General features: G+C 66.7%; 22 protein-coding genes and 1 riboswitch. Of the genes, 9 read left to right on the top strand and 13 right to left on the bottom strand.

Annotated features, from left to right (window positions below):
* Positions 1 to 244: 244 nt before the first annotated feature.
* On the bottom strand, positions 245 to 835 hold the full coding sequence (locus RBB31_RS04220; RefSeq protein ID WP_306128009.1) for a gamma-glutamylcyclotransferase family protein: 591 nt from the start codon (positions 833 to 835) through the stop codon (positions 245 to 247).
* Between the two features lie 131 nt (positions 836 to 966).
* A riboswitch (glycine riboswitch) is annotated at positions 967 to 1053 on the top strand.
* Between the two features lie 156 nt (positions 1054 to 1209).
* On the opposite strand from RBB31_RS04220, the gene gcvT reads away from it, so the two are divergent.
* The 3 genes from gcvT (at position 1210) to gcvP (ending at position 5718) form a co-directional block, all read left to right on the top strand.
* Positions 1210 to 2334 (top strand): glycine cleavage system aminomethyltransferase GcvT, encoded by a 1125-nt coding sequence (gcvT, locus tag RBB31_RS04215; RefSeq protein WP_306128008.1) that lies wholly within the window; start codon positions 1210 to 1212, stop codon positions 2332 to 2334.
* Between the two features lie 17 nt (positions 2335 to 2351).
* Positions 2352 to 2711, top strand: coding sequence for a glycine cleavage system protein GcvH (gene gcvH, locus RBB31_RS04210; RefSeq protein ID WP_306128007.1), 360 nt, complete (start codon positions 2352 to 2354; stop codon positions 2709 to 2711).
* Between the two features lie 154 nt (positions 2712 to 2865).
* Positions 2866 to 5718, top strand: coding sequence for an aminomethyl-transferring glycine dehydrogenase (gcvP, locus tag RBB31_RS04205; RefSeq protein ID WP_306128006.1), 2853 nt, complete (start codon positions 2866 to 2868; stop codon positions 5716 to 5718).
* A gap of 354 nt (positions 5719 to 6072) precedes the next feature.
* Here gcvP and RBB31_RS04200 read toward each other — a convergent pair whose 3' ends face one another.
* The 3 genes from RBB31_RS04200 to RBB31_RS04190 all read right to left on the bottom strand — a co-directional run bounded on the left by RBB31_RS04200 (position 6073) and on the right by RBB31_RS04190 (position 10265).
* Positions 6073 to 6972: an inositol monophosphatase gene (locus tag RBB31_RS04200; protein ID WP_306128005.1), complete on the bottom strand. Its 900-nt coding sequence runs from the start codon at positions 6970 to 6972 to the stop codon at positions 6073 to 6075.
* A 96-nt stretch (positions 6973 to 7068) separates the two neighbouring features.
* Complete coding sequence (locus tag RBB31_RS04195; protein ID WP_306128004.1) at positions 7069 to 9570, bottom strand: ABC transporter permease; 2502 nt, start codon at positions 9568 to 9570, stop codon at positions 7069 to 7071.
* Entirely contained in the window at positions 9567 to 10265 is a 699-nt protein-coding gene (locus RBB31_RS04190) for an ABC transporter ATP-binding protein (protein WP_306128003.1), read from the bottom strand. Before RBB31_RS04190 ends, RBB31_RS04195 begins: the two co-directional genes overlap by 4 nt.
* Here RBB31_RS04190 and RBB31_RS04185 point away from each other — a divergent pair.
* Positions 10264 to 10941 (top strand): arylesterase, encoded by a 678-nt coding sequence (locus RBB31_RS04185; RefSeq protein WP_371931288.1) that lies wholly within the window; start codon positions 10264 to 10266, stop codon positions 10939 to 10941. The two genes, RBB31_RS04190 and RBB31_RS04185, sit on opposite strands and share 2 nt — an antisense overlap.
* Before the next feature lie 138 nt (positions 10942 to 11079).
* On the opposite strand, the gene RBB31_RS04180 is transcribed toward RBB31_RS04185, so the two are convergent.
* Positions 11080 to 11643: a L,D-transpeptidase gene (locus RBB31_RS04180; protein WP_306128001.1), complete on the bottom strand. Its 564-nt coding sequence runs from the start codon at positions 11641 to 11643 to the stop codon at positions 11080 to 11082.
* 117 nt (positions 11644 to 11760) lie between these two features.
* The gene (locus RBB31_RS04175) at positions 11761 to 12927 is read right to left on the bottom strand and encodes a geranylgeranyl reductase family protein (RefSeq protein ID WP_306128000.1); all 1167 of its coding nucleotides are present in this window, start codon (positions 12925 to 12927) and stop codon (positions 11761 to 11763) included.
* 150 nt (positions 12928 to 13077) lie between these two features.
* On the opposite strand from RBB31_RS04175, the gene RBB31_RS04170 reads away from it, so the two are divergent.
* Both RBB31_RS04170 and RBB31_RS04165 read left to right on the top strand, forming a co-directional pair.
* Positions 13078 to 13395, top strand: a complete 318-nt coding sequence (locus RBB31_RS04170; RefSeq protein WP_306127999.1) for a BrnA antitoxin family protein — start codon at positions 13078 to 13080, stop codon at positions 13393 to 13395.
* 48 nt (positions 13396 to 13443) lie between these two features.
* Positions 13444 to 14013: a transposase gene (locus RBB31_RS04165; RefSeq protein ID WP_306127998.1), complete on the top strand. Its 570-nt coding sequence runs from the start codon at positions 13444 to 13446 to the stop codon at positions 14011 to 14013.
* A 216-nt stretch (positions 14014 to 14229) separates the two neighbouring features.
* Here the strand turns inward: RBB31_RS04165 and ettA are convergent, their stop codons facing one another.
* Positions 14230 to 15885: an energy-dependent translational throttle protein EttA gene (ettA, locus tag RBB31_RS04160; RefSeq protein WP_306127997.1), complete on the bottom strand. Its 1656-nt coding sequence runs from the start codon at positions 15883 to 15885 to the stop codon at positions 14230 to 14232.
* Positions 15886 to 15967: 82 nt separating this feature from the next.
* Positions 15968 to 17755, bottom strand: a complete 1788-nt coding sequence (locus tag RBB31_RS04155; RefSeq protein WP_306127996.1) for a bifunctional diguanylate cyclase/phosphodiesterase — start codon at positions 17753 to 17755, stop codon at positions 15968 to 15970.
* Positions 17756 to 18001: 246 nt separating this feature from the next.
* Between RBB31_RS04155 and RBB31_RS04150 the strand changes: the two genes are divergently transcribed.
* From RBB31_RS04150 to RBB31_RS04140, 3 genes are all read left to right on the top strand, one after another.
* The gene (locus RBB31_RS04150; protein ID WP_306127995.1) at positions 18002 to 18616 is read left to right on the top strand and encodes a nicotinate-nucleotide adenylyltransferase; all 615 of its coding nucleotides are present in this window, start codon (positions 18002 to 18004) and stop codon (positions 18614 to 18616) included.
* Positions 18617 to 18694: 78 nt separating this feature from the next.
* Positions 18695 to 20197 carry a D-alanyl-D-alanine carboxypeptidase/D-alanyl-D-alanine-endopeptidase gene (dacB, locus tag RBB31_RS04145; protein ID WP_306127994.1) on the top strand — a complete coding sequence of 501 codons (1503 nt, stop codon included), beginning with the start codon at positions 18695 to 18697 and terminating at the stop codon, positions 20195 to 20197.
* A 153-nt stretch (positions 20198 to 20350) separates the two neighbouring features.
* Positions 20351 to 20911 carry a helix-turn-helix transcriptional regulator gene (locus RBB31_RS04140; protein ID WP_306127993.1) on the top strand — a complete coding sequence of 187 codons (561 nt, stop codon included), beginning with the start codon at positions 20351 to 20353 and terminating at the stop codon, positions 20909 to 20911.
* A gap of 15 nt (positions 20912 to 20926) precedes the next feature.
* Here the strand turns inward: RBB31_RS04140 and RBB31_RS04135 are convergent, their stop codons facing one another.
* From RBB31_RS04135 to RBB31_RS04115, 5 genes are all read right to left on the bottom strand, one after another.
* Entirely contained in the window at positions 20927 to 22708 is a 1782-nt protein-coding gene (locus tag RBB31_RS04135; RefSeq protein ID WP_306127992.1) for a TadG family pilus assembly protein, read from the bottom strand.
* The gene (locus RBB31_RS04130) at positions 22695 to 23129 is read right to left on the bottom strand and encodes a TadE/TadG family type IV pilus assembly protein (protein WP_306127991.1); all 435 of its coding nucleotides are present in this window, start codon (positions 23127 to 23129) and stop codon (positions 22695 to 22697) included. The genes RBB31_RS04135 and RBB31_RS04130 overlap by 14 nt, the downstream gene beginning before the upstream one ends.
* A gap of 4 nt (positions 23130 to 23133) precedes the next feature.
* Positions 23134 to 24111 carry a type II secretion system F family protein gene (locus tag RBB31_RS04125; RefSeq protein ID WP_306127990.1) on the bottom strand — a complete coding sequence of 326 codons (978 nt, stop codon included), beginning with the start codon at positions 24109 to 24111 and terminating at the stop codon, positions 23134 to 23136.
* Positions 24104 to 25045, bottom strand: coding sequence for a type II secretion system F family protein (locus RBB31_RS04120; protein WP_306127989.1), 942 nt, complete (start codon positions 25043 to 25045; stop codon positions 24104 to 24106). Before RBB31_RS04120 ends, RBB31_RS04125 begins: the two co-directional genes overlap by 8 nt.
* A 3-nt stretch (positions 25046 to 25048) precedes the next feature.
* A partial coding sequence (locus RBB31_RS04115) for a CpaF family protein (RefSeq protein ID WP_306127988.1) occupies positions 25049 to 26424 on the bottom strand: 1376 nt, incomplete at its 5' end.

Below are 26424 nucleotides of genomic sequence, written 5' to 3'. Positions count from 1 at the left end.
CTTGTTGTCAGCCCTGATTCCACCTCATTCAAGTGGTCTGCTCATACCTTCACCTGGGGTCGAAACATGTCTAGCGTCATTGTACTGATCGGGATGGCAATCGTGGCCGTTCTTCTGTTTGCTTTTCTGGCGTCGTCGGCGCGGAATCGCGTCTGACGGTTGCGCGACTTGAACGGGTTAGGATTTACCTGACCGAAAGGCCGCGTCGTTTCGAGCGGTTCACGGAGGTCGTGCGGGACGCGCCTCAGTCCTTGAGCGGGTTGTAGGTGGAGGCCGGCTGGACCTTGGCTCCGACACGGTCGAGCATGTCGTTGACCAGCGCGGTTTCCTGTCGCTTGAGCTTCTGGTGCCGTGGGTAGAGCGGACGGCGGCGGTCGTCGAGGATGGGAGCGTCCCAGCCGTCGGTCGTGTCGAAGAAACGCTGAACGCCCTCCTCTCCGAAGACATGCAGGTAGCCCTGCGCCACCACGTCGATATAGCTCAGCAGCACGGGGCTGACCGCGTCGGGGTTCTGGTGCTGACCGTCCTCGATGGCGAAGACCACGAGGTCGGCATCCTCGGGCAGGTGGGTGCGGACCTGGTGGCGGGCGGGCACACGCATGTAGGCGCGCTCGCGCGCGTCAAGGGCGGCCCAGTCGGCGCCGGGCACGCCGGCGACGAGGCCGTCGATCTGGGCGGTGGTGTCGGGCACGGCCGTCAGATACGCCACCTCGCGCAGGGTCGTCTTGCGCCAGGCGCGCCGCCAGCCCGAAAGCTGGGCGGGGTGGGCATCCGCATAGGTATGGGTGCCGCGATTCACCAGGCTGCCATAGCCGAAGAAGAATCCGGGTTGCACGAGGGGTACCGCCTTTCTGTTCGCCCCACGATGTCAACAGTCGCAGCGGCAAAGGTCAAGGACTGCCATCAAACTGTGATCGGTGACGGTCATTCTGCTTGCAGAGGCTTGGGCCGGCCACTACGCTACTAAAGTATCGGAACGGGAGAACCGGCAATGCCGGTGCCGAAGGAGCAACCGCCCCGGAAACTCTCAGGCGCAAGGACCGGCCGATGTAAGACTCTGGAGAGATCGCGGAAAGATCCCGCGGCGCCGAAGGGATAGCGATCTCAGGCGAAAGGACAGAGGGGGCATCGGGCGCGTCAGGCGATGCGCGAAACTGATGCCGGTTGCCCTGCCAGATGCGCCCGGTTCGAGATGCGAAGGAGAGCCGCTTGGACGATCTGCGCGAAACGCCGCTGACGGGCCTGCACAAGGCGCTGGGCGCGAAGATGACCGGGTTCGCGGGCTACGAGATGCCGCTGCAGTACGGCTTGGGCGTCATGGGCGAGCATCTGCATACGCGGGACAACGCGGGGCTCTTCGATGTCAGCCATATGGGGCAGGTCCTGATTCGCCACGAGGCGGGCTATGGCGGGGCCGCGCAGTCGATGGAGCGGCTGGTGCCGGTCAACCTTTTGGGGCTGGGCGAAAAGCGGCAGCGCTACGGGTTCTTTACCAACGATGCGGGCGGCATTCACGACGACCTGATGCTGACCAACCGGGGAGATCACCTGTTGGTCGTGGTGAACGCGGCCTGCAAGGCCGATGATATCGCGTTGATGCGTGAAGGGTTGCCCGAGTGCGAGGTGACCGAGGTAACGGACCGCGCGCTGATCGCGTTGCAGGGGCCGAAGGCGGTCGATGCGCTGGCGCCGATTGCGGCGGGCTGCGAGATCATGAAATTCCTGGATACCGGCATTTTCACCTCGGATTACGGGGAGTTGTGGGTGTCGCGCTCGGGCTATACCGGCGAGGACGGTTACGAGATTTCGGTGCCCGCGGCACAGGCCGAACCGCTGGCGCGGGCACTTTTGCTGCACGAGGCGGTGGAGCCGGTGGGCTTGGGCGCAAGGGACAGTTTGCGGCTGGAGGCGGGCCTGTGCCTTTACGGGCAGGATATCGACGAGCACACCACGCCGGTGGAGGCGGGGCTGAGCTGGGCGATCCAGAAGGCGCGTCGCCGGGGCGGCGAGCGCGAAGGCGGGTTCCCCGGGGCCGACGTGATCCTGGACCAGCTGGAGAACGGCGTGGCGCGGTGCCGGGTGGGCCTGCGCCCCGAGGGGCGCGCACCGATGCGGGCCGGCACGCAAATTTTCGGCAGCGAGACGGGCGGCGAGGCCGTGGGGCAGGTGACCTCGGGCGCCTACGGGCCCAGCATAGAGGCGCCGATGTCGATGGGATATGTCGCCGCCAGCCATGCCTCGGCCGGAACCACGCTATATGGTGAGGTGCGCGGCAAGCGCCTGCCGGTGGCGGTGGCGGAGATGCCGTTCACGCCCGCGAATTTCAAACGCTGAACATCAGGGAGACTTGCATGAAATACACCGAAGAACACGAATGGCTGGACCAGGATGGCGACATCGTCACGGTCGGCATCACCAGCCACGCCGCCGAACAGCTGGGCGATATCGTTTTCGTGGAACTGCCCGAGGTGGGTGCAGAGGTGACCAAGGACGACGAGATCGTGGTGATCGAGAGCGTCAAGGCGGCGTCGGATATCCTGGCGCCGCTGGACGGCGAGATCGTGGAGGTCAACGAGGTGCTGGCCGACACGCCCAGCAAGATAAACGAGGACCCCGAGGGCGACGGCTGGTTCTTCAAGATCAAGCCGTCGGACACCTCGCCGATGGACGATTACATGGATGAAGCCGCCTACAAGGACTTCATCGCCTGATCCGCGCCGCCGGGCGCATAATTTTTGGAAAATTTTGGCAAAAATCTTTGGAAGATTTTTGTGCCTCCGGCGGGGATATTTTTGGCCAGAGGAAGCAGGGGCGGCGCCCGTCGCCCCGGCGCCGTCTCTTGTCTGACACCAAGGAGCGATTGTCATGCCGTTCGAGCCCACAGACTACCTGCCCTACGATTTCGCCAACCGCCGCCATATCGGGCCGTCGCCCGAGGAGATGGCCGAGATGTATGCCGCGCTTGGGGTCGAGGACCTCGATCAGCTGATCGACGAGACCGTGCCGAAATCGATCCGGCAGGCCGGGAAACTGGATTTCGGCAAGCCCAAGTCCGAGCGCGAGCTGATGCACGAGATGCGCATGGTCGCGGGGCGGAACAAGGTGTTGGTCAGCCTCATTGGCCAAGGGTATCACGGGACGGTCACGCCGCCGGCGATCCAGCGCAACATTTTCGAGAATCCGGCGTGGTACACAGCCTATACGCCCTATCAGCCCGAGATCAGCCAGGGGCGGCTGGAGGCGCTTTTGAACTTCCAGACGATGATCTGCGACTTGACCGGGCTGGAGGTGGCCAATGCGTCGCTCTTGGACGAGGCGACGGCCTGCGCCGAGGCGATGACCATGGCGCAACGGGTGGCGAAGTCGAAGGCCAAGGCGTTCTTCGTGGACCGCGATAGCCATCCGCAGAACATCGCCGTGGTGCAGACGCGCACGAAACCGCTGGGGATCGAGGTGATCGTGGGCGATCCGGAAAAGCTGGAGGCGGACAAGGTCTTCGGGGCGCTGTTCCAGTATCCCGGCACCTACGGACATGTGCGGGATTTCACGGCGCAGATGGAGGCGTTGCACGCCGAGAACGCGGTCGGGATCGTGTCGGCCGACCCTCTGGCGCTGACGTTGTTGAAGGAGCCGGGCGCCATGGGGGCGGATATCGCCGTGGGCTCGGTTCAGCGGTTTGGCGTGCCGATGGGCTATGGCGGGCCGCACGCGGCCTACATGGCCTGCAAGGACGCGATGAAGCGCGCCATGCCGGGGCGGATCGTGGGGGTGTCGGTGGATTCCCATGGCAACCGGGCCTACCGGCTGTCCCTGCAGACCCGCGAGCAGCATATCCGGCGCGAGAAGGCCACCTCGAACGTCTGTACCGCGCAGGCGCTCTTGGCCGTCATGGCGTCGATGTATGCGGTGTTTCACGGCCCCAAGGGCTTGCAGGCCATCGCTCAGCGCATTCACCGCAAGACCGTGCGGCTGGCCAAGGGGCTGGAGGCGGCGGGGTTCAAGGTGGACCCGAAGGTCTATTTCGACACGATCACGGTGGACGTGGGCCCATTGCAGGCAGCGGTAATGAAATCGGCCGTCGACGAGGGGATCAACCTGCGCCGGGTGGGCGAGCATCGCGTCGGCATCACGTTGGATGAGGCGACCCGGCCCAAGAATATCGAGGCGGTCTGGCGCGCCTTCGGGATCGAGAAGACCGACGAGGACTTCACGCCGGAGTACCGCGTGCCGGAAAAGCTGCACCGCCAGAGCGGGTACCTTGAGCATCCGATCTTTCACATGAACCGGGCCGAGACCGAGATGATGCGTTACATGCGCCGGCTGGCGGACCGGGACCTGGCGCTGGACCGGGCGATGATTCCGCTGGGGTCGTGCACGATGAAGTTGAATGCGGCGGCCGAGATGATGCCCGTGAGCTGGCGCGAGTTCGCGCGGCTGCACCCGTTCTGCCCAAAGGACCAGGCAGAGGGCTACCGCGTGCTGATCGAGGATCTGAGCGCGCGGTTGTGCGAGATCACCGGCTATGACGCCATGTCGATGCAGCCCAATTCGGGTGCGCAGGGGGAATACGCGGGGCTGTTGACCATTGCCGCCTATCACGCCGCGAATGGCGAGGGGCATCGTAACGTCTGCCTGATTCCGACCAGTGCCCATGGCACAAACCCCGCGAGCGCGCAGATGGTGGGCTGGAAGGTGGTCCCGGTGAAGTCCGATGCCAATGGCGATATCGACCTTGACGACTTCCGCGCCAAGGCGGAGGCCAATGCTGACGGGCTGGCGGGGTGCATGATCACCTATCCAAGCACGCATGGCGTGTTCGAGGAAACCGTGCTGGAGGTCTGCAAGATTACCCACGACCATGGCGGGCAAGTCTATATCGACGGGGCGAACCTGAATGCCATGGTGGGGTTGTCGCGGCCCGGGGATCTGGGTGGTGACGTGAGCCACCTGAACCTGCACAAGACCTTTTGCATTCCGCACGGCGGGGGCGGGCCCGGCATGGGGCCGATCGGCGTGAAGGCGCACCTGGCGCCGCACCTGCCTGGCGATCCGCGCGGGCAGAAAGACGGGCCGGGGCCGGTGTCGGCGGCGCCTTACGGCTCGGCCTCGATCCTGCCGATCAGCTGGGCCTACACGCTTTTGATGGGTGGTGAAGGGCTGACCCAAGCGACCAGGGTGGCGATCCTGAACGCCAACTACGTGGCCAAGCGGCTGGAGGGGGCGTATGACGTGCTGTACCGGGGGCGGAATGACCGGGTGGCGCATGAATGCATCCTGGACACGCGCCCCTTCGCCGAGAGCGCGGGCGTCACGGTGGACGACATCGCCAAGCGGCTGATGGATTGCGGGTTTCACGCGCCCACGATGAGCTGGCCGGTGGCGGGCACGCTGATGATCGAGCCGACGGAGAGCGAGACCAAGGCGGAGCTGGACCGGTTCTGCGATGCGATGCTGGCGATCCGCGAGGAAATCCGCGCCATCGAGGATGGAAAGATGGACCGCGAGAACAACCCGCTCAAGCACGCGCCGCACACGATGGAGGATCTGGTGCGCGACTGGGACCGGCCCTATAGCCGCGAGCAGGCCTGTTTCCCGCCGGGCGCCTTCAGGGTCGACAAGTACTGGCCGCCGGTCAACCGGGTGGACAATGCCTTTGGCGACCGGAACCTGGTGTGCACCTGCCCGCCGATGGAGGCGTATGCCGAGGCGGCGGAGTGAGGCAGGCAATCAGGCGGCCTCCCGAAGGAGACCGCCCTAACTTGGTACTGAAATCACTCGCTAAAATGATCGGGCCTTGCCCGGGACAGGGGCAATGCCCTCGTTCGGTCGGGAGGGAGTGACCCTTGGAACGAATACCTGTCGGTCGTGGTCGCCGGTCAGTCGGTTCAAACTGATCTCGGGAAATTTGGTACACTTGCAGGGCGCCGGCCATTTCGCGGCGGCGTCTTGCCTGTTCCGAAGGCCTGTTGGCGCGTTCGATATGCAGTGTGGGAATAACGCCGGGCGCGGGGCCGGGTTCCGGTAAAATGACCCAGTCGTGACGTTTCAATTCATGGGTGAAAAGAGCGCCGATCAGTCGCCTTTTTTCGCCTTCGGAGGCTCGGCTGCCGGGGCGAGCCGCGGGTTGAACACCTCGGCCAGCTTCTGCCAGCTGGGCTCATTAGGCGCGGCAAGCAGGTAGCCGGTGTCGATGCCGGCGTTGTAGTCGCGCCCGTCGAGCATACGCACCACGCCGCCCGCGCGCTGGACGATCAGCACGCCCGCCGCGTGGTCCCACGGGTTAAGCGTGGCCGAGAGCAGGAAATCGGCACGGCCCTGCGCCAGCATCCGGTATTCGTGGCACGAGCAGCGCAGCGAGCCGATGCGGCCGAACCGTGACATGAGCGGGGCAAGCTGTTCCTGCACCGCGCGATCCATCAGGTAATAGTGCATGTAGCCGTAAAGGTTGTCGATATCGCCACCTTGCGAGGCCAAGACGGGCCGGGCGCGGCCGGTGGCGCGGGTCATTTCGGCGGGGCCGTCCTCTTCGGCGGCGATGAAATCGTCCATGACCGGATCGTAGAGCAGGCCGTAGACCGGCTTGCCGAACCGGGTGACCGAGACGATGACGCCGAACATGGCCAGGCCGTTGACGAAGTTCCAGGTGCCGTCGACCGGATCGAGGATGAAGGCCAGTTCGGCCTCGGCCAGCTTGCCGCGCAGCGACGGGTCGGCACCGGCGGCTTCCTCGCCCACGATCAGGGCGTGGGGGAACATCTTTTGCAGGCCGCGCGAGAGCATCGCTTCGGCTGCGTGGTCGGCCTCGGTCACCAGGTCCTCGGGGCCGGCTTTGGTGGTGATCTCGGCAGCGGCGAGGTTGCGGAAGCGGGGCATGATCTCGGCCTTCGCTGCGCGGCGGACGAGGTTGACGAGCGCGGCCTTCTGCGCGTTGGTCAGCGGCGAGGAAACGGTGATGGGCAGGGTTTCCGTCATGGGCACTCCTTGAACGACTCGGTGGGGCGAGGGGGTGCGGGATGAGTGCCACCCCCGCCGCCGGACCGCAACCGGATCGGGGCGCGCGATGGGCGATTATTCGCGGCTGCGCAGAACCTGGGCGGGACGGGCGGAAATGGGGCCGAGGGCGAAGGCCAGGCCCGCCAGAAGGCTGATCAGCGCGCCGCCCGCGACGATGCCGAGGGCGGGTGGCCATGCCACGGCGAAGGACGTTTCCATGACGTAGTGACTGACCGCCCATGCGCCTGCGATGCCCGCGCCAAGCGCGACGCTGCCGGCCGCGGCCCCCAGGAGGGCGGCGCGCAGGGAGAGGCCCCAGAGGATGCGCGCGCGGCTGGCGCCGAGCACCTTGAGGATCGCCGCCTCGTAGCTGCGGGCGCGGGCGTCGGCGGCGGCCGCGCCGATCAGGACCATGAACCCGGTGAGCAGCGTGGCGGCGGCGCCCCAGGCAGTGGCCGAGGCGAGGCTGCCCAGAAGGTCGCTGACGCGGGAGACGGCGTCGCGTACCGAAATTGCTGTGATGTTTGGAAACTGGCGCGAAAGGTCGCGGAGGATGGCGGTTTCGGAGGCCGCATCGGAGTAGACCGTGGCGATATAGCTGTGGGGGGCGTTCACCAGTGCGGACTCGTTCAGGATCATGATGAAGCCCATGCCGGCGGTAGAAAAATCGACCTCGCGGAAGGAGGTGATTTCAGCCGTCAGGTCGCGGCCAAGGATGTTGAGGGTGATCTGATCGCCGAGTTTCAGGCCCATTTCATCGGCTTCCTCGGCGGCGAAGCTGACTTGGGGCGGGCCGTCGTAATCCTCGCCCCACCAGTCGCCGGCGGTGAGCGTGCTGCGCTCGGGCAGGGCGGCGGCATAGCTGACGCCGCGGTCGCCTTGCAGGACCCAGTGGTCGCCCGCGACTTGGGCTGCGGGCTGGCCGTTTATTTCGCTGATAATGCCGCGCAGCATGGGGGCGGCGTCGACGCGGGTGACGCCCTCGTCGCTGTCGAGCCGGGCGGAAAAGTCGGGCATCTGGTCGCGCTGGATGTCGACGAAAAAGAAGCTGGGCGCGCGGGTGGGCAGGTCGCGGGTGATGGCGTCGCGCAGGTTGCGGTCGACCTGGCCCACGGCGGCGAGCACGGAAAGGCCGAGGCCGAGCGACAGGACCACGGCGCTGGCGGTGCTGCGCGGCCCGCCGATGGCGCCGAGCGCCCAGCCGAGCGCAGTGCGGCCCCGGGCCAGAGGGCGCATGCGCCGGGCAGCGACGCGCAGGGCGAGACCGGCGAGGGCCAGCACCACGAGGGCACCAGCGATGGAGCCTGCCGTCCAGTAGGTGAGGGTTGAATTGCCGGAGAACCAGGCGGCGACCATGACCAGCGCGGCGATAAGGGCGGCGGTGGTCAGGATGAACCCCGCGCCGGGGATTGTGCCGGAGGTGTCGGCGTCGCGGTAGAGCGCTGCGGGGCGGACGTCGCGCGCCTGGGCCAGCGGCCAGAGCGTGAAGATGAGGATGGTGAGGGCGCTGTAGATCGCGGCTTCGGCCATCGGCCCCGGGTAGGGGGCGAAGACGGCAGGCACGGGCAGTTGCGCGGTGATGATAGGCGACAGGAGCACGGGCAGGCCGACGCCGAGGGCGAGGCCGAGGGTGATGCCAAGGACGCCCAGAACGGCGACCTGCATCAGGTAGGTGAGGAAGATCGTGCGTTGATCTGCACCGAGACTGCGGAGGATGGCGATAACCTGGGTTTTGCCAGACAGGTAGGCGCGCAGGGCGGCGGAGATGCCGACGCCGCCGACCGCAAGGCCGGAGAGGCCGACGAGGATCAGGAACGCGCCGAGGCGCTCGACGAATTCGGCCACGCCCGGCGCGCCGTTGCGGGCGTCGGACCAGCGCATGCCGCTGCCTTCGAGGGCTTGCTCGGCCTCTGCCCGCGTGGCGTCGAGATCGGTGCCGGGGGGCAGGTCGAGGCGGTAATGCGAGGAAAAGAGCGTGCCGGGTTCCAGGAGCCCTGCGCCGTCCAGCGCGCTGCGCAGGACAATCGTGCGGGGGCCGAGGCCGAAGCCCCCCGTGCGGCTGTCGGGTTCGCGTTCGATGAGGGCGCGAAGGGTGAAGCTCTTCGACCCCAGCGTGAGGGTGTCGCCGGGCACGGCACCGAGGCGATCGGCGAGCGTGGGGTGCATGACGAGGCCATCGTTGGCGAGGGCCTCGTCGAGGGGGATGTCGGGAGTCAATTTCGCTTCGCCCACAAGGGGATAGGCTGTGTCGACGGCTTTCACTTGCGTCAGGCTGCGTTCCTCGCCCATGACGGCCATGGAGCGGAAATCGGCAATCTCGGACACTCGGGTGGCGGTGTCTTGCATCCACGCGCGCTCCGCCTCGTTGGCGAACCGGTAGGTCAGCTCGATCTCGGCATCGCCGCCCAGCAGGGTTGCACCCTCCTGTGCGAGGCCTTCTGTGATGCTTTCGCGGACGGTGCCGACGGCGGCGATGGCCGCAACGCCGAGGATCACGCAGGCCAGGAAGATGCGGAAGCCGTGCAGCCCGCCGCGCAGTTCGCGGGCGGCAAGGCGTGCGGCGAGGCGGAGCTTCATGCCGTGCGGGCCTTGATGGGCTGTCGTTCGGCTAGGTGGCCGTCGCTGAGTTCGGCCACGCGGGCGCAGCGGTCGGCAAGGCCGGGATCGTGGGTGACGAGAACCAGCGTGGCGCCGTGGCGTTCCTGAAGCCCGAAAAGCAGGTCGATGATGGCGGTGCCGGTGGCGCTGTCGAGGTTGCCGGTGGGCTCATCGGCCAGCAGGATATCGGGGCGCGGGGCGGCGGCGCGGGCCAGCGCCACACGTTGTTGCTCGCCGCCCGAAAGCTGCGAGGGATAGTGGTTCAGGCGCTTGCCCAGGCCCACGGTGGTCAGTTCCTCCTCGGCGCGGGCGAAGGCGTCGGGGTTACCGGCCAGTTCGAGGGGGGTGGCGACGTTTTCCAGCGCGGTCATGGTGGGGATAAGGTGGAAGGACTGGAACACCACGCCGATATGGTCGCGGCGCAGGCGGGCGAGCGCATCCTCGGACATCGTGGTGAGGTCGTGGCCCAAAGCCTTGACCGTGCCGCCGGTGGCGCGTTCCAGCCCGCCCATCAGCATCAGCAGCGAAGATTTGCCGGAGCCCGACGGCCCCACCAGCCCCAGCGTGTCGCCGCGGTGGACATCGAGGCTGATCGCCTCAAGTATCTCGACGGGGCCGGCATTGCCTTGCAGCGAAAGCGCGGCCTCGCGCAGCGATAACACGGGGTCTGTCATGGGGTTCTGCCTGTTCGTTTTTAGTCGTTTCACATATGGGGTCCGGGCCTTGGCGGGCAAGGTCGCGGCGCTTGTTTTCATTGGTTTACCGGCCTTTGGTGAAGAGCCGGTGACGATCCTCGCCTTGGGCGACAGCTTGACGCAGGGCTATGGTCTGGCACAGGAAAACGGGTTCGTGCCGCAGTTGGAGGGCTGGTTGCAGGAGAACGATGTTGCGGCAGAGGTGATCAATGCCGGGGTCTCCGGCGACACCACGGCAGGCGGTGCGTCAAGGGTGGAGTGGAGCCTGACACCCGAGGTTGACGCGATGATCGTGGCGCTGGGAGGCAACGACATGCTGCGCGGGCTGGACCCGGGCGCGGCGCGGGCGAACCTGAGGACGATTCTGGAGGTGGCGGAGGGCCAGAACCTGCCCGTGCTACTGGTGGGGATGCAGGCGCCGACCAATTTCGGGCCGGATTACAAGGCGGCGTTCGACGCGATGTATCCCGAGCTGTCGCAAGAGTTCGGCGCGCTTTATTTCGAGAGCTTCTTCAAAGGGTTGGGTGAAGGCGATCCGTCCGAGTTGCAGGGCTTTTTCCAGTCGGACGGGATTCATCCCAACGCCGACGGAGTCGGCCGGATCGTGGAGGCCATGGGGCCGGCGGTGGCCGAATTGGCGGAACGGGCGGAATGAAGCCAAGCGGCTTTGATCCCTGGCCGGATCCCAGTCTGCACCGGAGGAAGAGGTCCCGGGTCGAGCCCGGGACGGGAGTTTGGAGGCGGGGCGGCCCGTCGATTGCGCAAAAGTCTGCGCTCTTGTTGCGCGCCGTCTTTACAAAACCGTGACCACGGTTCCCAGCGGCACGCGCTCGTAGAGGTCGATCACGTGCTCGTTGATCATGCGGATGCATCCGTTGGAGACCGAGCGGCCGATCGAGCGGGGCGCGTTGGTGCCGTGGATGCGGAAATAGGTGTCGCGGCCATTCTGGAACAGGTAGAGTGCGCGCGCCCCCAGCGGGTTGCCCTTGCCGCCCGGCTGGACATAGTCATTGCCCTTGAATTTGGCGTAGGTCTTGGGCTCGCGCTCGATCATTTCCTGCGTCGGTCGCCATGTCGGCCATTTCTTCTTGACGTCGATGGTTGCGCGGCCGGTGAACTCCAGCCCGGCCTTGCCGACGCCCACACCGTAGCGGCGGGCCCGGCCCTGCTCGGTGATCAGGTAAAGGAAATGCGCCTTGGGCAGGATCAGCATCTGGCCGGGCGCGTAGCGGGCCGAGATGTTCACGTCTTGAGGCATGTATTTCTGGTCGAGCTGGAATGTCTGGGCGGCGGCAGGCAGTGCGGGCACGGTGGCGACCGCGGCAGCAGTGGCCACGAATTGGCGGCGATTCATCATGATTTTCTTCCCTCGAAACGGCGGCAGTTGGGTATGGCGATATTCCGCCACATGAGCATTTAGAAATCAAAAACAAGTGAATGGGAGAAGGGCAAGCGATTCCGTGACCGTCAAGTCTCAGTTTCCGGACGCTGCGGCAGAGAGGTAACGCAGGGCCGCGCGGGGCAGGCGCAAAACAGTGCGGCGAAGAAGGGCGGGATACTCCATCTCGCCCGAGAGCAGGTGCATGTAGTCGCGCTTGAGCGTCGTGGACGTGGCGAAGGTGCGGGCGAAGAAGGGCTGCAGGCGCGCCGAGAAAATCAGCGGGCGCAGTAGTCGGGCTTGGGCGATAGAGCGGCGGATCGGTTTGGTCGCGCTCGTGTAGAGCGGTAGGGCGCGGTGGGTACCTCCCTGATCCAGCGCGATTTTTGCGGCCTCGGCCGCCAGGGCTCCGGAGTGGATGGCATAGCCGATGCCCTCGCCGGTGATCGGGTCGACCAAGCCGGCGGCGTCACCCGCGAGCAGGACATTGCCCTTGCCGGGGATGGGCCTTGGGGCGCCGAAGGGCAGGAAATGGCCTTTGACCTTGGCGGTCTTTCCGGTTCCCAGCTTGTCGAGATAGGTGGCGAGGTGCAATTTCATGTCGGGGTTTTGGGCGTGCAGGCCGCCCAAGCCTATGGTCGTGCTGGATTTTTTCGGGAAAGACCAGCCGTATCCCCAGTCGGCGGCGGCAAAGTCGATGCGGATGGGCGTGGCCTCGGTGGGGGCTTGCGAAGGGCCTTCGACCTCCAGCGCGAAGCCGATGGTGTCTTGGGAAAAAGGCTTGCCGAACAATGCTTTGGCGGTGGGGCTTTGCACGCCGTCGGCGGCGATGAGCAGTCGGTAGGTGAGAGGTTCGCCCTTGGCCAGATCAATTGTATTTTCTTTGAAATCAAAGGCTTCTATGCGATGGCCGGTGAAGTCGGCGGCGCCGGCGGCAAGGGCCTGTTTCAGCAGGTGGTGATCGAAGTCCCAGCGAATGGTCAGGTGCAGGGGGGGGACGTCCTGGAGATTCCCAAGGGATTGATCTTTCAGGTAGAATTCGAAATTTCGCCGGGTCTCGAAAAGGTCAGTGGTGATCTGCATGCCGAAAATGTCGGCCAAGTGCGCTGCACAGCGGCCCGTTACAAGCCCGCCGCAGAGTTTTTGGCGTGGAAACAATGCCTTGTCGACCAGCGCCACGCTGAGACCCAGGGTGCGGGCCTGCATGGCGGCGGCTGTTCCGGCGGGGCCGGCGCCGAGGATGACAAGGTCGAAATCGGGCATCTTGGGAAGGGGAGATAGAGCATCCCGAGGGGCGCGGGAAGACGTGTCGGTATCGCGTCGGTATCCGGGTGGCAGCGCGTCGGTGCGGTGAGGTCAAATTTCGGTAAGGGATTTGCGCGAGGATGCAGGCTCGCCACAGAGGAGCCCGCCATGCCCACCAAGACCGAACGCGCCGCCCGTGCCAGCCTGATGCAGAGCCTGATCTATCTGCAGCAGGAAAGCTGGATCCCCGACACGATCGCCGAGGAGATCCCGGAGGCGTGGCACACGCTGGAAATGGACGTGCCGGTCGAGGAGCCGAAGGAGAAGGTGACGCTCTACCTGGATCGGTCGGTGGTAAGGTTCTACCGGGCGATGGGCAAGGGGTGGCACGCGCGGATCAACCGGCTTCTGGCGACGTATATGCAGATGCATCTGGCGAAGGAGGTAAGGTTGGAGGAGGTTTTGCGGGAGAGGGTCGGGGGGTGAGAGACGCCCCCAACCATTCATTAACCAAACTTGCGGCATGATGGTGCCATGTCGCATTATCTTCGCCCCCGCGTTTCCGGTGCCACGGTATTCTTTTCCGTCAACCTGGCGGAACGCGGCAGCCATCTTCTCGTGGATGAAATCGAACGGTTGCGCGCTGCCGTGCGGCAGACACGGGCCGAGCGACCTTTCCATATCGACGCCTGGGTCGTGTTGCCGGATCACCTGCATGCGATCTGGACCTTGCCGGAAGGTGATGCGGATTTCTCGACCCGGTGGGGGGCGATCAAGGCCCGGTTCACGCGCAGTTTGCGGGATGGGTGTAGGGTGGGGTTCCACCCCACCCTGGCGCAGGAGGCGGGACACGCGGTGGGGTGGAACCCCACCCTACGCAGGTCGGCGAGCAAACGACGCAAGGGTGACGCGGGGATATGGCAGCGCCGGTTCTGGGAGCATCATGTGCGGGGCGAGGCAGACTATGCCGCGCTGATGCGGTATTGCTGGATGAACCCGGTGAAGCATGGGTTCGTGGCGGAGCCGGAGGAGTGGGCGTATTCGTCGGTGCATCGGGACAGGGCGGACGGGCGGTATGCGCGGGGATGTATGGGGGTGGGGTGAAACCCCACCCTACAGGTATTGCAGGACGTAGGGCGGGGTTTCACCCCGCCTTGTGTCATCCTCGGGCTTGACCCGAGGATCTCGGGGTCCGGAGGTCCCGGATCAAGTCCGGGACGGCGGCGTGGAGGGTGGCACCCGGATTTGCTACCGGGGTGCGCACGCATTTCCTGCGGAAACGCTTTCGCGCACGGGTGACATCTGGCTGCAAGCCAAATGTCACCTCGCGAATTTCTTGTGCTTGATCCGTTTGGGTTCCAGGGCGTCGGGGCCGAGGCGGCGCTTCTTGTCTTCCTCGTAATCCTCGAAGTTGCCTTCGAACCATTCCACGTGGGCCTCGCCTTCGAAGGCCAGGATATGCGTGCAGATGCGGTCGAGGAAGAAACGGTCGTGGCTGATGACCACGGCGCAGCCGGCGAAGTCCACCAGCGCGTCTTCCAGGGCGCGGAGGGTTTCGACATCGAGGTCGTTGGTGGGCTCGTCGAGCAGCAGGACGTTGCCGCCTTCCTTGAGCAGCCTTGCCATGTGGACGCGGTTGCGTTCACCGCCTGACAGGAGCGAGACCTTTTTCTGCTGGTCGCCGCCCTTGAAGTTGAAGGACGAGCAATAGGCGCGGGAGTTCACTTGCGCGTCGCCCAACTGGATGATCTCGGCGCCGCCGGTGATGGCTTCCCAAACGGTCTCGCCATCCTTGAGGTCGTCGCGGGACTGGTCGACGTAGGACAATTCGACCGTGTCACCATAGGTGATCTCGCCCTTGTCGGGCTGCTCCTGCCCGGTGAACATCTTGAAGAGCGTGGATTTGCCGGCGCCGTTGGGGCCGATCACGCCGACGATGCCGCCGGGGGGCAGCGAGAAGGTCAGATCCTCGATCAGGAGCTTGTCGCCCATCGCCTTTTGCAGGCCCTCGACCTCGATCACCTTGCCGCCGAGACGGGGACCGTTGGGGATGACGATCTGGGCGCGGCCGACCTTTTCACGCTCGGACTGGTTGGCCAGCTCGTTGTAGCGTTCGATCCGGGCCTTCTGTTTGGACTGGCGGGCCTTCTGGCCCTGGCGCATCCATTCCAGTTCGCGTTCCAGCGTCTTCTGCTTGGACTTGTCCTCGCGCTTCTCCTGCTCCAGCCGCTTGGCCTTTTGCTCCAGCCACGCGGAATAGTTGCCCTCGTAGGGGATGCCGCGGCCGCGGTCGAGCTCGAGGATCCAGCCGGTGATGTCGTCGAGGAAATAGCGGTCGTGGGTGACGATCAGGATCGTGCCCTTGTAGTCGATGAGGTGCTGTTGCAGCCAGGCGATGGTTTCCGCGTCGAGGTGGTTGGTGGGTTCGTCGAGGAGCAGCATGTCGGGGGCTGCCAGGAGCAGTTTGCAGAGCGCGACGCGGCGTTTCTCACCGCCCGAGAGCGTGGTGACGTCGGCGTCGTCGGGCGGGCAGCGCAGCGCCTCCATCGAGACGTCGATCTGACTGTCGAGATCCCACAGGTTGTTGGAGTCGATCTCGTCCTGGAGGGCGGCCATCTCGTCGGCGGTCTCGTCGGAGTAGTTCATCGCCAGTTCGTTGAAGCGGTCGAGCTTGGCCTTGTGGGCGGCGACGCCCAGCATGACGTTTTCGCGCACCGAGAGGTTGGGGTCGAGCTCGGGCTCCTGCGGCAGGTAGCCGACGCGTGCGCCCTCGGCGGACCATGCCTCGCCGGTGTAATCGGTGTCGAGGCCGGCCATGATCTTCATCAGGGTGGATTTACCGGCGCCGTTGACGCCGACGACACCGATCTTCACGCCGGGCAGGAAGCTGAGATGGACGTTCTCGAAGCATTTCTTGCCGCCGGGGTAGGACTTGGAGACGCCCTGCATGTGGTAGACGTATTGGTAGGCTGCCATTTTCCGTGCTCTTCTTCCTGAAGGGAATGCGTTGCGCGTCATGTAACCGCGCCGGGCGGCGAATTCAAACGGTCAAAACGCGTCAGGTGGCGGGGCGCAGGCGGGCGACGGGCGCGGCGGGCTGCGCCGTGCCGAAACCGGCGGGCAGGGGCAGGTTGGCGGAGAGCCACGCGATCATGTCGTCGCAGGGCTGGGGATGGGCCAGCACGAAGCCCTGGATCGCAGGGCAGCGGGCGACGCGCAGGAGGCGAAGCTGTTCGGCGGTTTCGACTCCTTCGGCCGTGACATGGGTGCCCAGCTTGCGGCACAGTTCGATGATCGAGCGGACGATGGCGCGGTTGCGCGGATCGGTGGCGATGTTGGCGGTGAGCGAGCGGTCGAGCTTGATTTCGTCGACTTCGATCTCCGAGATGTGGGCGAGGCCGGCATAGCCGGTGCCGAAATCGTCGAGCGCCACGCGGGTGCCCATGCGCTTGAGCCGTTCGACCGCGGTGGCGATGGTGCGGCCGCCGCCCTGGAGGATGGTGGTCTCGGTGATCTCGACGCAGATCTGCGAGGGCGTGAGGCCGCGCGATTGCAGCGCCCAGTCCAGCAGGCCGGGATAGTTCACGTCGGTCAACGCCTCGGCCGAGACGTTGAGGGCGATGGTCAGATCGTCGAAGCCGGCCGCGTGCACGCGTGTGAGCGCGTCGAGCGACAGGTGCATCGACTGGTAGTCGAGATCGGCCAGCACGCCGGTGCGGCGGGCGGTCTCGAAGAACGCGCCGGGGGGCAGGAGGCCAAGCCGGGGGTGGTTCCAACGCAGCAGCGTCTCGCAGCCGGTGATGCGGCCGCGGGCCAGGTCGAGCTGGGGCTGGAGGTGCACGGTCAATTGTCTTTCGGCGGTGGCGAGGCGCAGTTCGCGGGCCAGCCGGTTCTGCGCGATCTGCACGTGGCCCAGGGCGGGGGTGTAGAGCATGACCCGGCCCCGACCGCGGGTCTTGGCCTCGTAGAGAGCCTGATCGGCGTGATGGATGAGGGTTTCGCCGCTTTCGGCACCGTCCTGCGCGAGGCAGGCGCCGATCGACAGGCCCACGCGGATGGCCTGGTCGTTCCAGTTGAGCGGATCGTGGGCGGCGCCGAGCAGCAGTTCGGCGCGGGTCAGCAGGGCGTCCTCGGTCGTCATGCCGAGGCAGACCAGCACGAATTCGTCGCCGCCGATGCGGCAGGCGAGGTCCTGCGGGCCGCAGAAGCGGCGCAGGAGGTCGGCCACGTGAAGGAGAGCGGCGTCGCCGGCGGCGTGGCCGAGCGTGTCGTTGATCTCCTTGAACTTGTCGAGGTCGAGATGCAGCACGCCGACGCGCCGGTCGGCCAGCGCGCGGCGCAGGATGTCGGACCCCATGTATTGCGAGAGGCGCTTGCGGTTGGCGAGCCCCGTCAGGGTGTCGTGATGGGCGGCGTGTTGCAGCCGCGCCTGTCCGCGGCGCAGGTCCTGTTCGGTTTCCACGGTTTCGGTCACGTCGCGGCAGGTGACGGCGACCTTGTGGCCCGTGGGCGTGGTCAGCAGGGTGAAGCTGTGCAGGTTCCAGAACGTCTCGCCGCCCACGCGCTTGTGCCGGGCGAGGTGGTCGCGACGGAAGATGCCGCTGTCGATGTCGTAGCGGAAGGCGGCGATCTTGGCCGGATCGACCCGGGCGCCATCGGGCAGGACGTGGCCCATCACCTTGATCCCGCGGACGGCGTCGAGGGTGACGCGGAACATCGCCTCGGCGGCGGGGTTCATCCATTCCAGGCGGCCTTCGATATCCTGGATGATGACGGCGTCCCGGATCCGGTTGAGGAATTGCGGGCAATAGGGCAGGTCGGCGGCGGAGGGCGGCGGGCGCAACATGTCCGCATCCGTCCCCTGCGCCGCATGTGGGGAATGCGGGGTCGGCCTGTTGCCATCTTGTGCCACGCCCATACCCTTGTTGTCTCTCACCTGGGAGGCGTCATGCCACAGGCGGCTTAACAACCGGTGCCGGCGCAAGGGCTAAATCACTAAAATTGCGCCGAATCCCGCGATATGGCCCGGCGCTGAAAAGGCTGGACATCGCGCGGCATCCCGGCGATTTCAGGGAGCGCGGAGGGAAAGGACATGCGTGTGCGCTTGCCGATGACACGGCCCGGCATGGTGATCGGGCTGCTGGGGGGGTCGTTCGATCCGCCCCATGGCGGCCATGTGCATATCAGCCGCGAGGCCCTGCGGCGCTTTGGCCTCGATCGGGTGTGGTGGCTGGTGAGCCCCGGCAACCCGCTGAAGGCGCGGGGCCCGCAGCCGCTGGAGCGGCGGATGGCGGCGTGCCGGGCGCTGGTCGATCATCCGCGCATCCAGGTCAGCGATTTCGAGGCGCAGGTCGGAACGCGCTTTACCGCCGAGACGCTGGTGGTGCTGCAAAGGATGCGGCCGCATGTGCAGTTCGTCTGGCTGATGGGCGCCGACAACCTGGCGCAGTTCGAGCACTGGCAGGACTGGCAGCGGATCATGGAGACGGTGCCGATCGGCGTTCTGGCCCGTCCCGGTCAGCGGATTTCGGCACGGATGTCGAAGCCGGCGCGGATCTATCGCACGGTGCGCATCCCGGCGCGGCAGTCGCGGGCGTTGCGCTTTGCCGACGCGCCGGCGTGGTGTTTCGTCAACGTGCCGATGAGTGCGCTGTCGTCGACCGCCCTGCGGGCCCGGGGCGACTGGGGTGATATTTCGGAAAGTTGATCGGAGCGCCGCGACAATGGCGCCGACAGAGCCGAATTGCCGATTGTGCGACACGCCACGCTTGGGTTAATTGGGCGCATGCGAAGAGACATTTCCAGACGTTTTTTGTTGACGACGGCGCTGGCCAGCCTGGCGGGCGGCGCGATGGCCAATGCGCCCGAGGTTTCGTTGCGGCCGCAGTTGCGCCCCGAGGGTGGCGCCGAGGCGGCCCGCATTCGCTCGGTCCCGAGCATCGATGCGCTGATCGAGCGCGCCAAGCTGGGCGGCGATGTGGGGTTCACGGTCATCGACGTGAAGACCGGCAGAGTGCTGGAGGGTCACAACGCGGGCGCAGGCATGCCGCCGGCGAGCGTGATGAAGGCGGTCACCGCGATTTACGCACTGGAGACGCTGGGCGAGGATTATCGCTTTGAGACGCGGCTGATTGCGACCGGGCCGGTGAAGGACGGTGTGCTGGAGGGCGACCTGGTGCTGGCGGGCGGCGGCGACCCGGTGCTGGACACCGATGGGCTCGCGGACATGGCCGCACGGCTGAAGGCGGCCGGGGTGACCCGGGTGACAGGCAAGCTGCGCGCCTGGGACGGGGCATTGCCCTTTGTCCGTTTCATCGACGATGAGCAGCCCCTGCACGTGGGATACAACCCTTCGCTGTCGGGGCTGAACCTGAACTTCAACCGGGTACATTTCGAGTGGAAGCGTTCCGGCGGGGAATACTCGGTCTCGATGGACGCGCGGTCGGGTCGCTATCGCCCGTCGGTGCGTGTGGCGCGGATGCGCGTCACGAACCGCAAGGGACCGGTCTATACCTACGAGGACGCGGGCGATCATGACAGCTGGACCGTGGCGGCGGGGGCGCTGGGCAATGGCGGCGCGCGCTGGCTGCCGGTGCGGCGGCCCGGGGACTATGCCGCCGAGGTGTTCACCGCGCTGGCGCAGGCGCAGGGCGTGACGGTTACCGCCGGAGAGACGTTCGACGATCAACCCGAGGGCGAGGTGCTGGTCAGCCATCTGAGCGAGCCGCTGGTGCCGATCCTGAAGGATATGTTGAAATATTCCAACAACCTGACCGCCGAGCTGGTGGGGATGACCGCCAGCGCCGCGCGGCTGGGCCGGCGCGCGGACCTCGCGGCCTCGGGTGCCGAGATGAGCAAATGGGCGCAAGAGGAACTGGGCATGACCGGCGCGATGCTGGTCGATCACTCGGGCCTGGGTGAGACATCGCGGGTGACGCCGCTGGCCATGGCGCGGGGGCTGGCGCGCGTGCACGGGGACGGGCGGCTGAAGCCGATCCTGAAGCCGTTCGGGATGCGCGACAGCAATGGCGGGATCATGGCCGACCATCCCGTGAAGGTCGCCTCGAAGACCGGGACGCTGTATTTCGTCAGCACGCTGGCGGGGTATGCCACGGCGCCGGACGGCACCGAACTGGCGTTTGCCGTCTTTACCCACAACGAGAGCCTGCGTGCGCCGATCGACAGCCGGTCGGATGTGAGCCCGCCGGGCGCGTCCAGCTGGAACCGGCGGGCCAAGCAGCTTCAGCAGGGATTGATCGAGCGCTGGAGCGTGGTTTACGCGGGGTAAGGTGAGGCCTGCGGTTGCATGTCGTGGGCGACTCGCGCGTCAGGCGCGAAATTTCCGCAAAATTGTCCGTAGCGGGGAAACGGTTTCCTCAAATTTGCCTTAATTCCGATTAAAAGTCCGGCCCGAATGCAGCGCGCACAGGAGTAATCATTAATGTCACGTATCTGGATTTTCGGATCTGTCCTTGTTTCGGTCATCGCAGCACTGAAGACGTTGCTTGTCGTCCATTTCGCCTATGGGGGCGAAGTGTCCGCGCCGAGCTTTGCGGCGCTGTCGGGACTTTTCGCGCTGTTCTTCGCGCTGACGTCGGTGGTGGCCTATGTCGCCTGCACGCAGCTGAGCCGGCACATGGTGCAGAAGCGCCGTGAAAAGCTGGCCCCGGGCATGAGTGAACCCGTCGCCAAGGAGACCGTCATCCTGCGCCACGCGCCGGACTGGAGCCTGTCGCAGGCCGAGGCGGACGTGGCGATTTTCGTGGCCAAGGGATTCTCCAACAGCGAAATCGCCGAGATGCGCGGCAGCGCGATAACCACGGTGAAATCGCAGCTTGGCCGGATCTATCAGAAATCGGGGCTTGAATCGCGCTACCAGCTGATCGCCTTCGTCACTGACGAGGTGGTGTCGATGGCGCGCGAGGCCGAGGAGCCCGCCTCCAAGATCAGCACCAAGGACGCCCTGCCGCTGGTCGGGCGCCGCAAGCAGCACGCGGCCTGATACGGGCCGCCGGCATCACTGCACCAGCCGAACGCGTTCGCAGTGATGCCCGGTCAGGGTCAGTTCGCCTGCGCCGAGTTCCAGTCCGACACTTGCCAGCGCGCCGTCGACCACCCCGTCGACCGGCGTGGTGAGCGCGGCCAGAAGCTGGGCCGGAAGGTTGGCGAGCAGGGTGTTGACCACCGGGGCCGCCAGGCCGGTGACAAGTCCCTGCTGGTCGGGCCTGATGCGCAGTTCGGTATGCTCGGACGACAGGAGCGTGCTGACGGCGTTGGTCACCAGCAGTTCCGAGCCGAAGCCGCGCACGGTGTCGCCGGCGGCCATATCGCCATGAGTGAACGTGATGCGATCGGTGTCGGAACTGCCGACGCTGACGTGGCTGCGGGCCTGGACCACAAGGTCGGCCAGCACCAGGTCGGGCAGGAGCGGCACCGGGATGGCGATGCGCACGGTCAGCAGATCGGCGAAGCCGAGGCTTGCAGGGTCGATCGCGTCGCTGGCGCCGGCGCCCGCGGGCAGCGTGCCGAGGTAGAGCGCCGCGACGGATGTGCCGTTCTGCGGGTGCAGGGGCGTGTGCGACACCGAGAAGGAGGCGGCCAGGTCCGTGCCGCGCGAGGCACTGCAGCCGATCTCGTCAAGCGTGGCGGTGGCGCCGGCGAGTTCCACGTAGAGCGGCACGCGCAGATCGGTGGCGGTGACCTCGCCGGCCAGCCCGGTCAGCAGGCCGGGATCGACATCTATATCGAGCGCGAGGCGCGCGGCGGCGCGGTGCAATTGCACGCCTTCCTCGCCCAGCCCGACCCAGCCGGACTGCGCGGGCGGTTCGCCGGCGGACAGTTGTGCGTCGACGCCGACGATGCCCGCCACGTCGAGGTCGAGGCCCAGCGATGCGGCCGGATCGAGCGCTTCGGCGGCGACGACGGCCTTGACGATGTCGAGGGCGGAGACGTCGATCTCGGTCAGGAAGTCGGTGGCGGTCAGGCCCAGGCGCGTGTCGATGCCGCCGACGACCGCGGCCACGTCTATTTTCTTTCCCGCGACGGCACCGGCAAGCCCGGCGAGACTGCCGACGAGGGCGGGCGGCAGGTCGGAGGCGAGCGCATCGAGCAGGGTGTCGGCGGAGGTGACGAGGTTCAGCACGTCGGCGGGATTGCGCGAGGCACCGCCGGTGAGGGCGTCGAGGGTTTCCATCAGGGTGCCGAGGTTGATCTGCGCTTCCGCCAGCAGGGCAAGGTTGCCCACGCCGACCGCGGCATCGGCGCCGTATTTGGCGGTCAGCACCGCATCGAGGGCTGCGGGGTCGAGATCGGCCAGATGGCTGTTCAGTGAAAAACTGGCCGCGCCGGTACGGGTGGCCAGGGCGCTGCGGCTGAGGTCGATGGTGGGCGTGCCGCTGAAGATCTGTGCGAAATAGAGCGGCGAGGCGTCGCTGAGCGTGACCCGCGCGGCGTTCACGCCGGCGGTGCCGGCGTCGAGCGGCACGAACCGCTCGGTCCGGGGGATGGCGGGGTTGCGGAAGTATCGCCCGGTTTGCAGCTCGGAGAGCGTGGAGGCGGCGCGGCCGTTGCCCATGATGGCGTCGATGGCGCGGGTCTCGGCGGCGGAGGCGTCGGCCACTGCGCTGAGCGCGCCGAGGTCGCTGGTGGCCTGAAGCCGGGCGCGGTCGCGGTAGAGCGCGGCCACGTCGACGCCGAGCGCGACGAACCCGAAGAGCACGGTCAGCATCAGCGACACGATGATGGCCACGACGCCGGAATCGTCGCGGGCAAAGCGGGCGATGCGGTCAGTAGGCGACATAGGCCTGCCCCTCGATCGTGTCGATCCCGAGGCCGAGAAAGCCGTTGGCCACGTCCAGCAGCGTGCCTTCGGCGGCATAGGTGACGTTGACGGTGATGCTGCCCGTGGCCGTGCCGGAATAGGCCAGCGAGGTGGAGAGTGCGTCATCCTTCAGCAGCGGATAGCGGGTGGTGCCCTGTGCAAGGTAGGTGGTTGCGATGTCGCGCCGCTCGATCTCGTCCAGGCCCGCGACCGAGGCGCGGGCGGCGCCGGCGGCCAGCTGTTGCACCGAATGGCTGACGCCCATGTAGAAGCCCAGGGTGATGATGCCGAGGATCAGCGCAAAGAGGATCGGCGCGATCAGCATGAACTCGATGGCGACGGCGCCGGTGGTGTCACGGGCGAAGCGGCGGGCGGCGGTTGTGAGGCGGTGCAGTATCATGGTCTCAGCGTCCCGCGAGGATGTTGTCGAAGATCGAGAGTGCTGCGGGTCCGACCAGCACCACGAAGACCGCCGGCATGATGCAGAAGATCAGCGGGATGGTCATCAGAACGGGCAGGCGGGCGGCCTTTTCCTCCATCGCGATCAGACGGTTGGCGCGCTGCTCGGACACCAGGTTGCGCATGGCGCGGGCGAAGGGCGTGCCGTAGGTGTCGGACTGGTCCAGGGCCTGGGTGAAGATGGCGATCTCGGGCAGTGGCACGCGGGCGCGCAGCTTGTCATAGGCGGTGCGGCGGTCGTTGGTCATGCCGATTTCGGCCACCAGCTGGCGGGTCTCTGCGGCAAGCTCGGGGGCGCTGTATTGCAGCTCTCGCGCGACGCGGTGCAGCGCCTGCTGCGGGCCTTGCCCCGCTTCGGAGGCGATCACCAGCAGTTCCAGCAGGTCGGGAAAGCTGCGGCGGATTTGGCCCATGCGGGCGCGGCGGCGGGAATCGACCACCATGTCGACACCCATCGACAGGCCGAGCGCCACGGCCAGTACGATGGCCGAAGGGATGAGCGCAGGCATGCCGATGGGATAGACGGTCACCACCCACGCGCCGCCGGACAGGAAGGCGCCGACGGGCAGGACCGTTTTCAGGAAAGCGAAGACCAGAAGGGCGTCGCGGCTGCGATACCCTGCCGAGCGCAGGTCGGCGGCGGTGTCGCGCGCCTCGCCGCCCAGAATGACCGACAGGCGTTCGCCCATGCGCAGGACGATCCGGCGCAGCGCCGCGCCGGCCCGGGCGAGCGTGCCTGTCCGGGGTGCGGCACTTGGGGCAGCGTTGCGGGCGGGCAGCGTTTCGCCGCTCGCGCGGCGCAGGCGCAGCATCAGGACCGAGCGGCGCCGCTCGGTGTCGACCAGCGCGCCGAGTCCGAGGGCCACCAGCATCAGCCCGGCGAAGGCCATCCAGGACAGGATATCCATGGCTGTCTCAGACATCGGGACGTCCCATCCGGGCCATCACGAACACCCCGAGTGCCACGCTGGTCAGGGCCGCCGCCGCCATCACCTGGCCGCGCGGATCGGTGAAGAGCGGTTTCAGATAGGCGCCGTTCAACACGAAGAGTGCGAGCGCGATGCAGAAGGGAAGCGCCGCGAGAATCATGGCGCTGGCGCGGGCCTCGGACGAGAGCGCGCGGGCCTTCTTGCGCAGCTTGCGGCGTTCGCGCAGCTGCTCGGCGAGGTTCTCCAGCGTCTCGACGAGGTTGCCGCCCGAGTCCGCCTGGAGCGCTGTGGCGACGGCGAAGAAACCGATCTCGGCGGTGCGCAGGCGCTGGTAGAGCGCGGCGAGGCTGTCGGGCAGGGCGGTGCCGAGGCAGATCTCGCCATGGGTTCGGGCGAACTCGGCCTGCACGGGGCCGGTGGTGGTGTCAACCACGATGCGCAGGGAATCGGCGATGGGCCGCCCGGCGCGCAGGCCGCGGGCGAAGATGTCGAGCGCCTCGGGCAGCCCTTCGGTGAAGGCGGCCCGGTAGCGGGCGCGGGCGTGGCGCAGCACGACCAGCGCCAAAAGGACCGGTAGGGCCACGGCGAGTACCAGCGCGATGAGCGGGTTGAGCCCTGCATAGAGCACCGCAAGGCCGTAGATCGACAGTGCGGCGATGGCGATCTGGATGCAGATGTCGGTGGGCGTCAGACGCAGGCCGGTCTGTTCCAGCAGCGCCTCTATCCGGGGGGTGAGGCCGGTGATGTCGGGCGTGTCGCGAACGGTCCGGCGCGGCGGTTTGGGCGCCGCGGGGCCGGGGCGGACGAGGCCGCGCTGCATCCGGGCCTGGTGGCGGCGGCGGGTGCGGTCGGTATGGACCAGCACGCACAGCACGAGGGCGGTGAAGGTGACGATGCAAGCGGTGAGGACGATCAGGAACAGGCTCATGGGTTATCCTCCGAGAACCGCGTCGAGATCTTCGGACACGCCGTAATCGGCCGCGCGGCGGGCGAATTTGGGACGGTAGCCGGAATAGCGGTAGGTGCCGCGCACCTCGGTGCGGGTGCTGTCGGGGTCGGTCTCGAAGGTGAAGAGATCCTGGAGGGTGACGACGTCGCCTTCGAGCCCGGCGACCTCGGAAATCGAGGTGATGCGGCGGGTGCCGTCGCGCATCCGGGAAATCTGAATCACCAGCTGCACGGCATCGGCCAGTTGCCGGCGCACCACGCCCGAGGCCATGTCGAAGCCAGCGAGTGCCGCCATGCTCTCGATCCGGGTCATCGCCTCGCGCGGGGAGTTGGCGTGCAGGGTGCTCATCGAGCCGTCGTGGCCGGTGTTCATGGCCTGCAGCAGGTCGAGCACCTCGTCGCCGCGGATCTCGCCGATGATGATGCGGTCGGGGCGCATTCTGAGCGCGTTGCGCACCAGCGTGCGCATGGTGACCTCGCCCTTGCCCTCGACATTGGGGGGGCGCGTCTCGAACCGGACCACGTGAGGCTGCTGGAACCGCAGTTCGGCGGCGTCCTCGATGGTGACGAGCCGTTCGGTGGCTGGGATGAAGGCCGAGAGCGCGTTCATCAGCGTGGTCTTGCCCGAGCCGGTGCCGCCCGAGACCAGCACGTTGAGGCGCAGGTAGGCCGCAAGCCCGAGGAAGCGCGCCATCTGTTCGGAGAGCGAGCCGTTGGCCACGAGCGTTTCCAGCTTCATGGGGGCGGCGGGAAACTTGCGGATGGTGATGGTGGGGCCGTCGATGGCGAGCGGCGGGATGGCGACGTTGACGCGGCTGCCGTCCTTGAGGCGGGCGTCGACCATCGGCTGCGCCTCGTCGATCCGGCGGCCCACGGCGGCGACCATGCGGGAGGCCACGGCGTGGACATGCGCGTCGTCGCGGAAGCGCACGCCGGTAAGTTCCAGCTTGCCGCCGCGCTCGGCATAGACCCGTTTGGGGCCGTTGACCATGATGTCGGTCACTGTCTCGTCCGCCAGCAGGCGTTCCAGCGGGCCGAGGCCCAGCATGTCGGCCAGGACCGCCTTCACCAAGTCGGCGACCTCGCGGCCATTGAGGTGCATCTTGCGCTTTTCGGACAGGGCGTGGATCGCATCGTGGATCCGGCTTTCCTGTTCGGCACGCGGCAGACCGGACATCTCGGTGAAGTCGAGCACCTCGGAGAGCGCCTGTATCATCTCGCCCGCCATAGCCGAAATGTCGGAGTCGGACGTGCCGGCGGCGTTGACGGCTTCGATCAGGGCGGGAAGCTTCGGTTCGGGGGCCGTGCGGGTGCGGGCCGTGGTTTCGGAGGCCGGGGCGGGGGTCGGCTTCGGTGCCG

It is taken from the genome of Roseovarius sp. MMSF_3350 (assembly GCF_030733425.1).
Classification (GTDB): domain Bacteria; phylum Pseudomonadota; class Alphaproteobacteria; order Rhodobacterales; family Rhodobacteraceae; genus Roseovarius.
Note: the sequence above shows the minus strand (reverse complement) of the source record. Positions and strands in the feature narration are given on the sequence as shown.

Excerpts from the sequence above, each read along its gene's own strand:
- gcvH (WP_306128007.1), top strand. The coding sequence starts at position 2,352 with ATGAAATACACCGAAGAACACGAATGGCTGGACCAGGATGGCGACATC.
- gcvP (WP_306128006.1), top strand. The coding sequence starts at position 2,866 with ATGCCGTTCGAGCCCACAGACTACCTGCCCTACGATTTCGCCAACCGC.
- RBB31_RS04200 (WP_306128005.1), bottom strand. The coding sequence starts at position 6,972 with ATGACGGAAACCCTGCCCATCACCGTTTCCTCGCCGCTGACCAACGCG.
- RBB31_RS04195 (WP_306128004.1), bottom strand. The coding sequence starts at position 9,570 with ATGAAGCTCCGCCTCGCCGCACGCCTTGCCGCCCGCGAACTGCGCGGC.
- RBB31_RS04185 (WP_371931288.1), top strand. The coding sequence starts at position 10,264 with ATGGGGTTCTGCCTGTTCGTTTTTAGTCGTTTCACATATGGGGTCCGG.
- RBB31_RS04190 (WP_306128003.1), bottom strand. The coding sequence starts at position 10,265 with ATGACAGACCCCGTGTTATCGCTGCGCGAGGCCGCGCTTTCGCTGCAA.
- RBB31_RS04180 (WP_306128001.1), bottom strand. The coding sequence starts at position 11,643 with ATGATGAATCGCCGCCAATTCGTGGCCACTGCTGCCGCGGTCGCCACC.
- RBB31_RS04175 (WP_306128000.1), bottom strand. The coding sequence starts at position 12,927 with ATGCCCGATTTCGACCTTGTCATCCTCGGCGCCGGCCCCGCCGGAACA.
- RBB31_RS04170 (WP_306127999.1), top strand. The coding sequence starts at position 13,078 with ATGCCCACCAAGACCGAACGCGCCGCCCGTGCCAGCCTGATGCAGAGC.
- RBB31_RS04165 (WP_306127998.1), top strand. The coding sequence starts at position 13,444 with ATGTCGCATTATCTTCGCCCCCGCGTTTCCGGTGCCACGGTATTCTTT.
- ettA (WP_306127997.1), bottom strand. The coding sequence starts at position 15,885 with ATGGCAGCCTACCAATACGTCTACCACATGCAGGGCGTCTCCAAGTCC.
- RBB31_RS04155 (WP_306127996.1), bottom strand. The coding sequence starts at position 17,755 with ATGTTGCGCCCGCCGCCCTCCGCCGCCGACCTGCCCTATTGCCCGCAA.
- RBB31_RS04150 (WP_306127995.1), top strand. The coding sequence starts at position 18,002 with ATGCGTGTGCGCTTGCCGATGACACGGCCCGGCATGGTGATCGGGCTG.
- dacB (WP_306127994.1), top strand. The coding sequence starts at position 18,695 with ATGCGAAGAGACATTTCCAGACGTTTTTTGTTGACGACGGCGCTGGCC.
- RBB31_RS04140 (WP_306127993.1), top strand. The coding sequence starts at position 20,351 with ATGTCACGTATCTGGATTTTCGGATCTGTCCTTGTTTCGGTCATCGCA.
- RBB31_RS04135 (WP_306127992.1), bottom strand. The coding sequence starts at position 22,708 with ATGTCGCCTACTGACCGCATCGCCCGCTTTGCCCGCGACGATTCCGGC.
- RBB31_RS04130 (WP_306127991.1), bottom strand. The coding sequence starts at position 23,129 with ATGATACTGCACCGCCTCACAACCGCCGCCCGCCGCTTCGCCCGTGAC.
- RBB31_RS04125 (WP_306127990.1), bottom strand. The coding sequence starts at position 24,111 with ATGTCTGAGACAGCCATGGATATCCTGTCCTGGATGGCCTTCGCCGGG.
- RBB31_RS04120 (WP_306127989.1), bottom strand. The coding sequence starts at position 25,045 with ATGAGCCTGTTCCTGATCGTCCTCACCGCTTGCATCGTCACCTTCACC.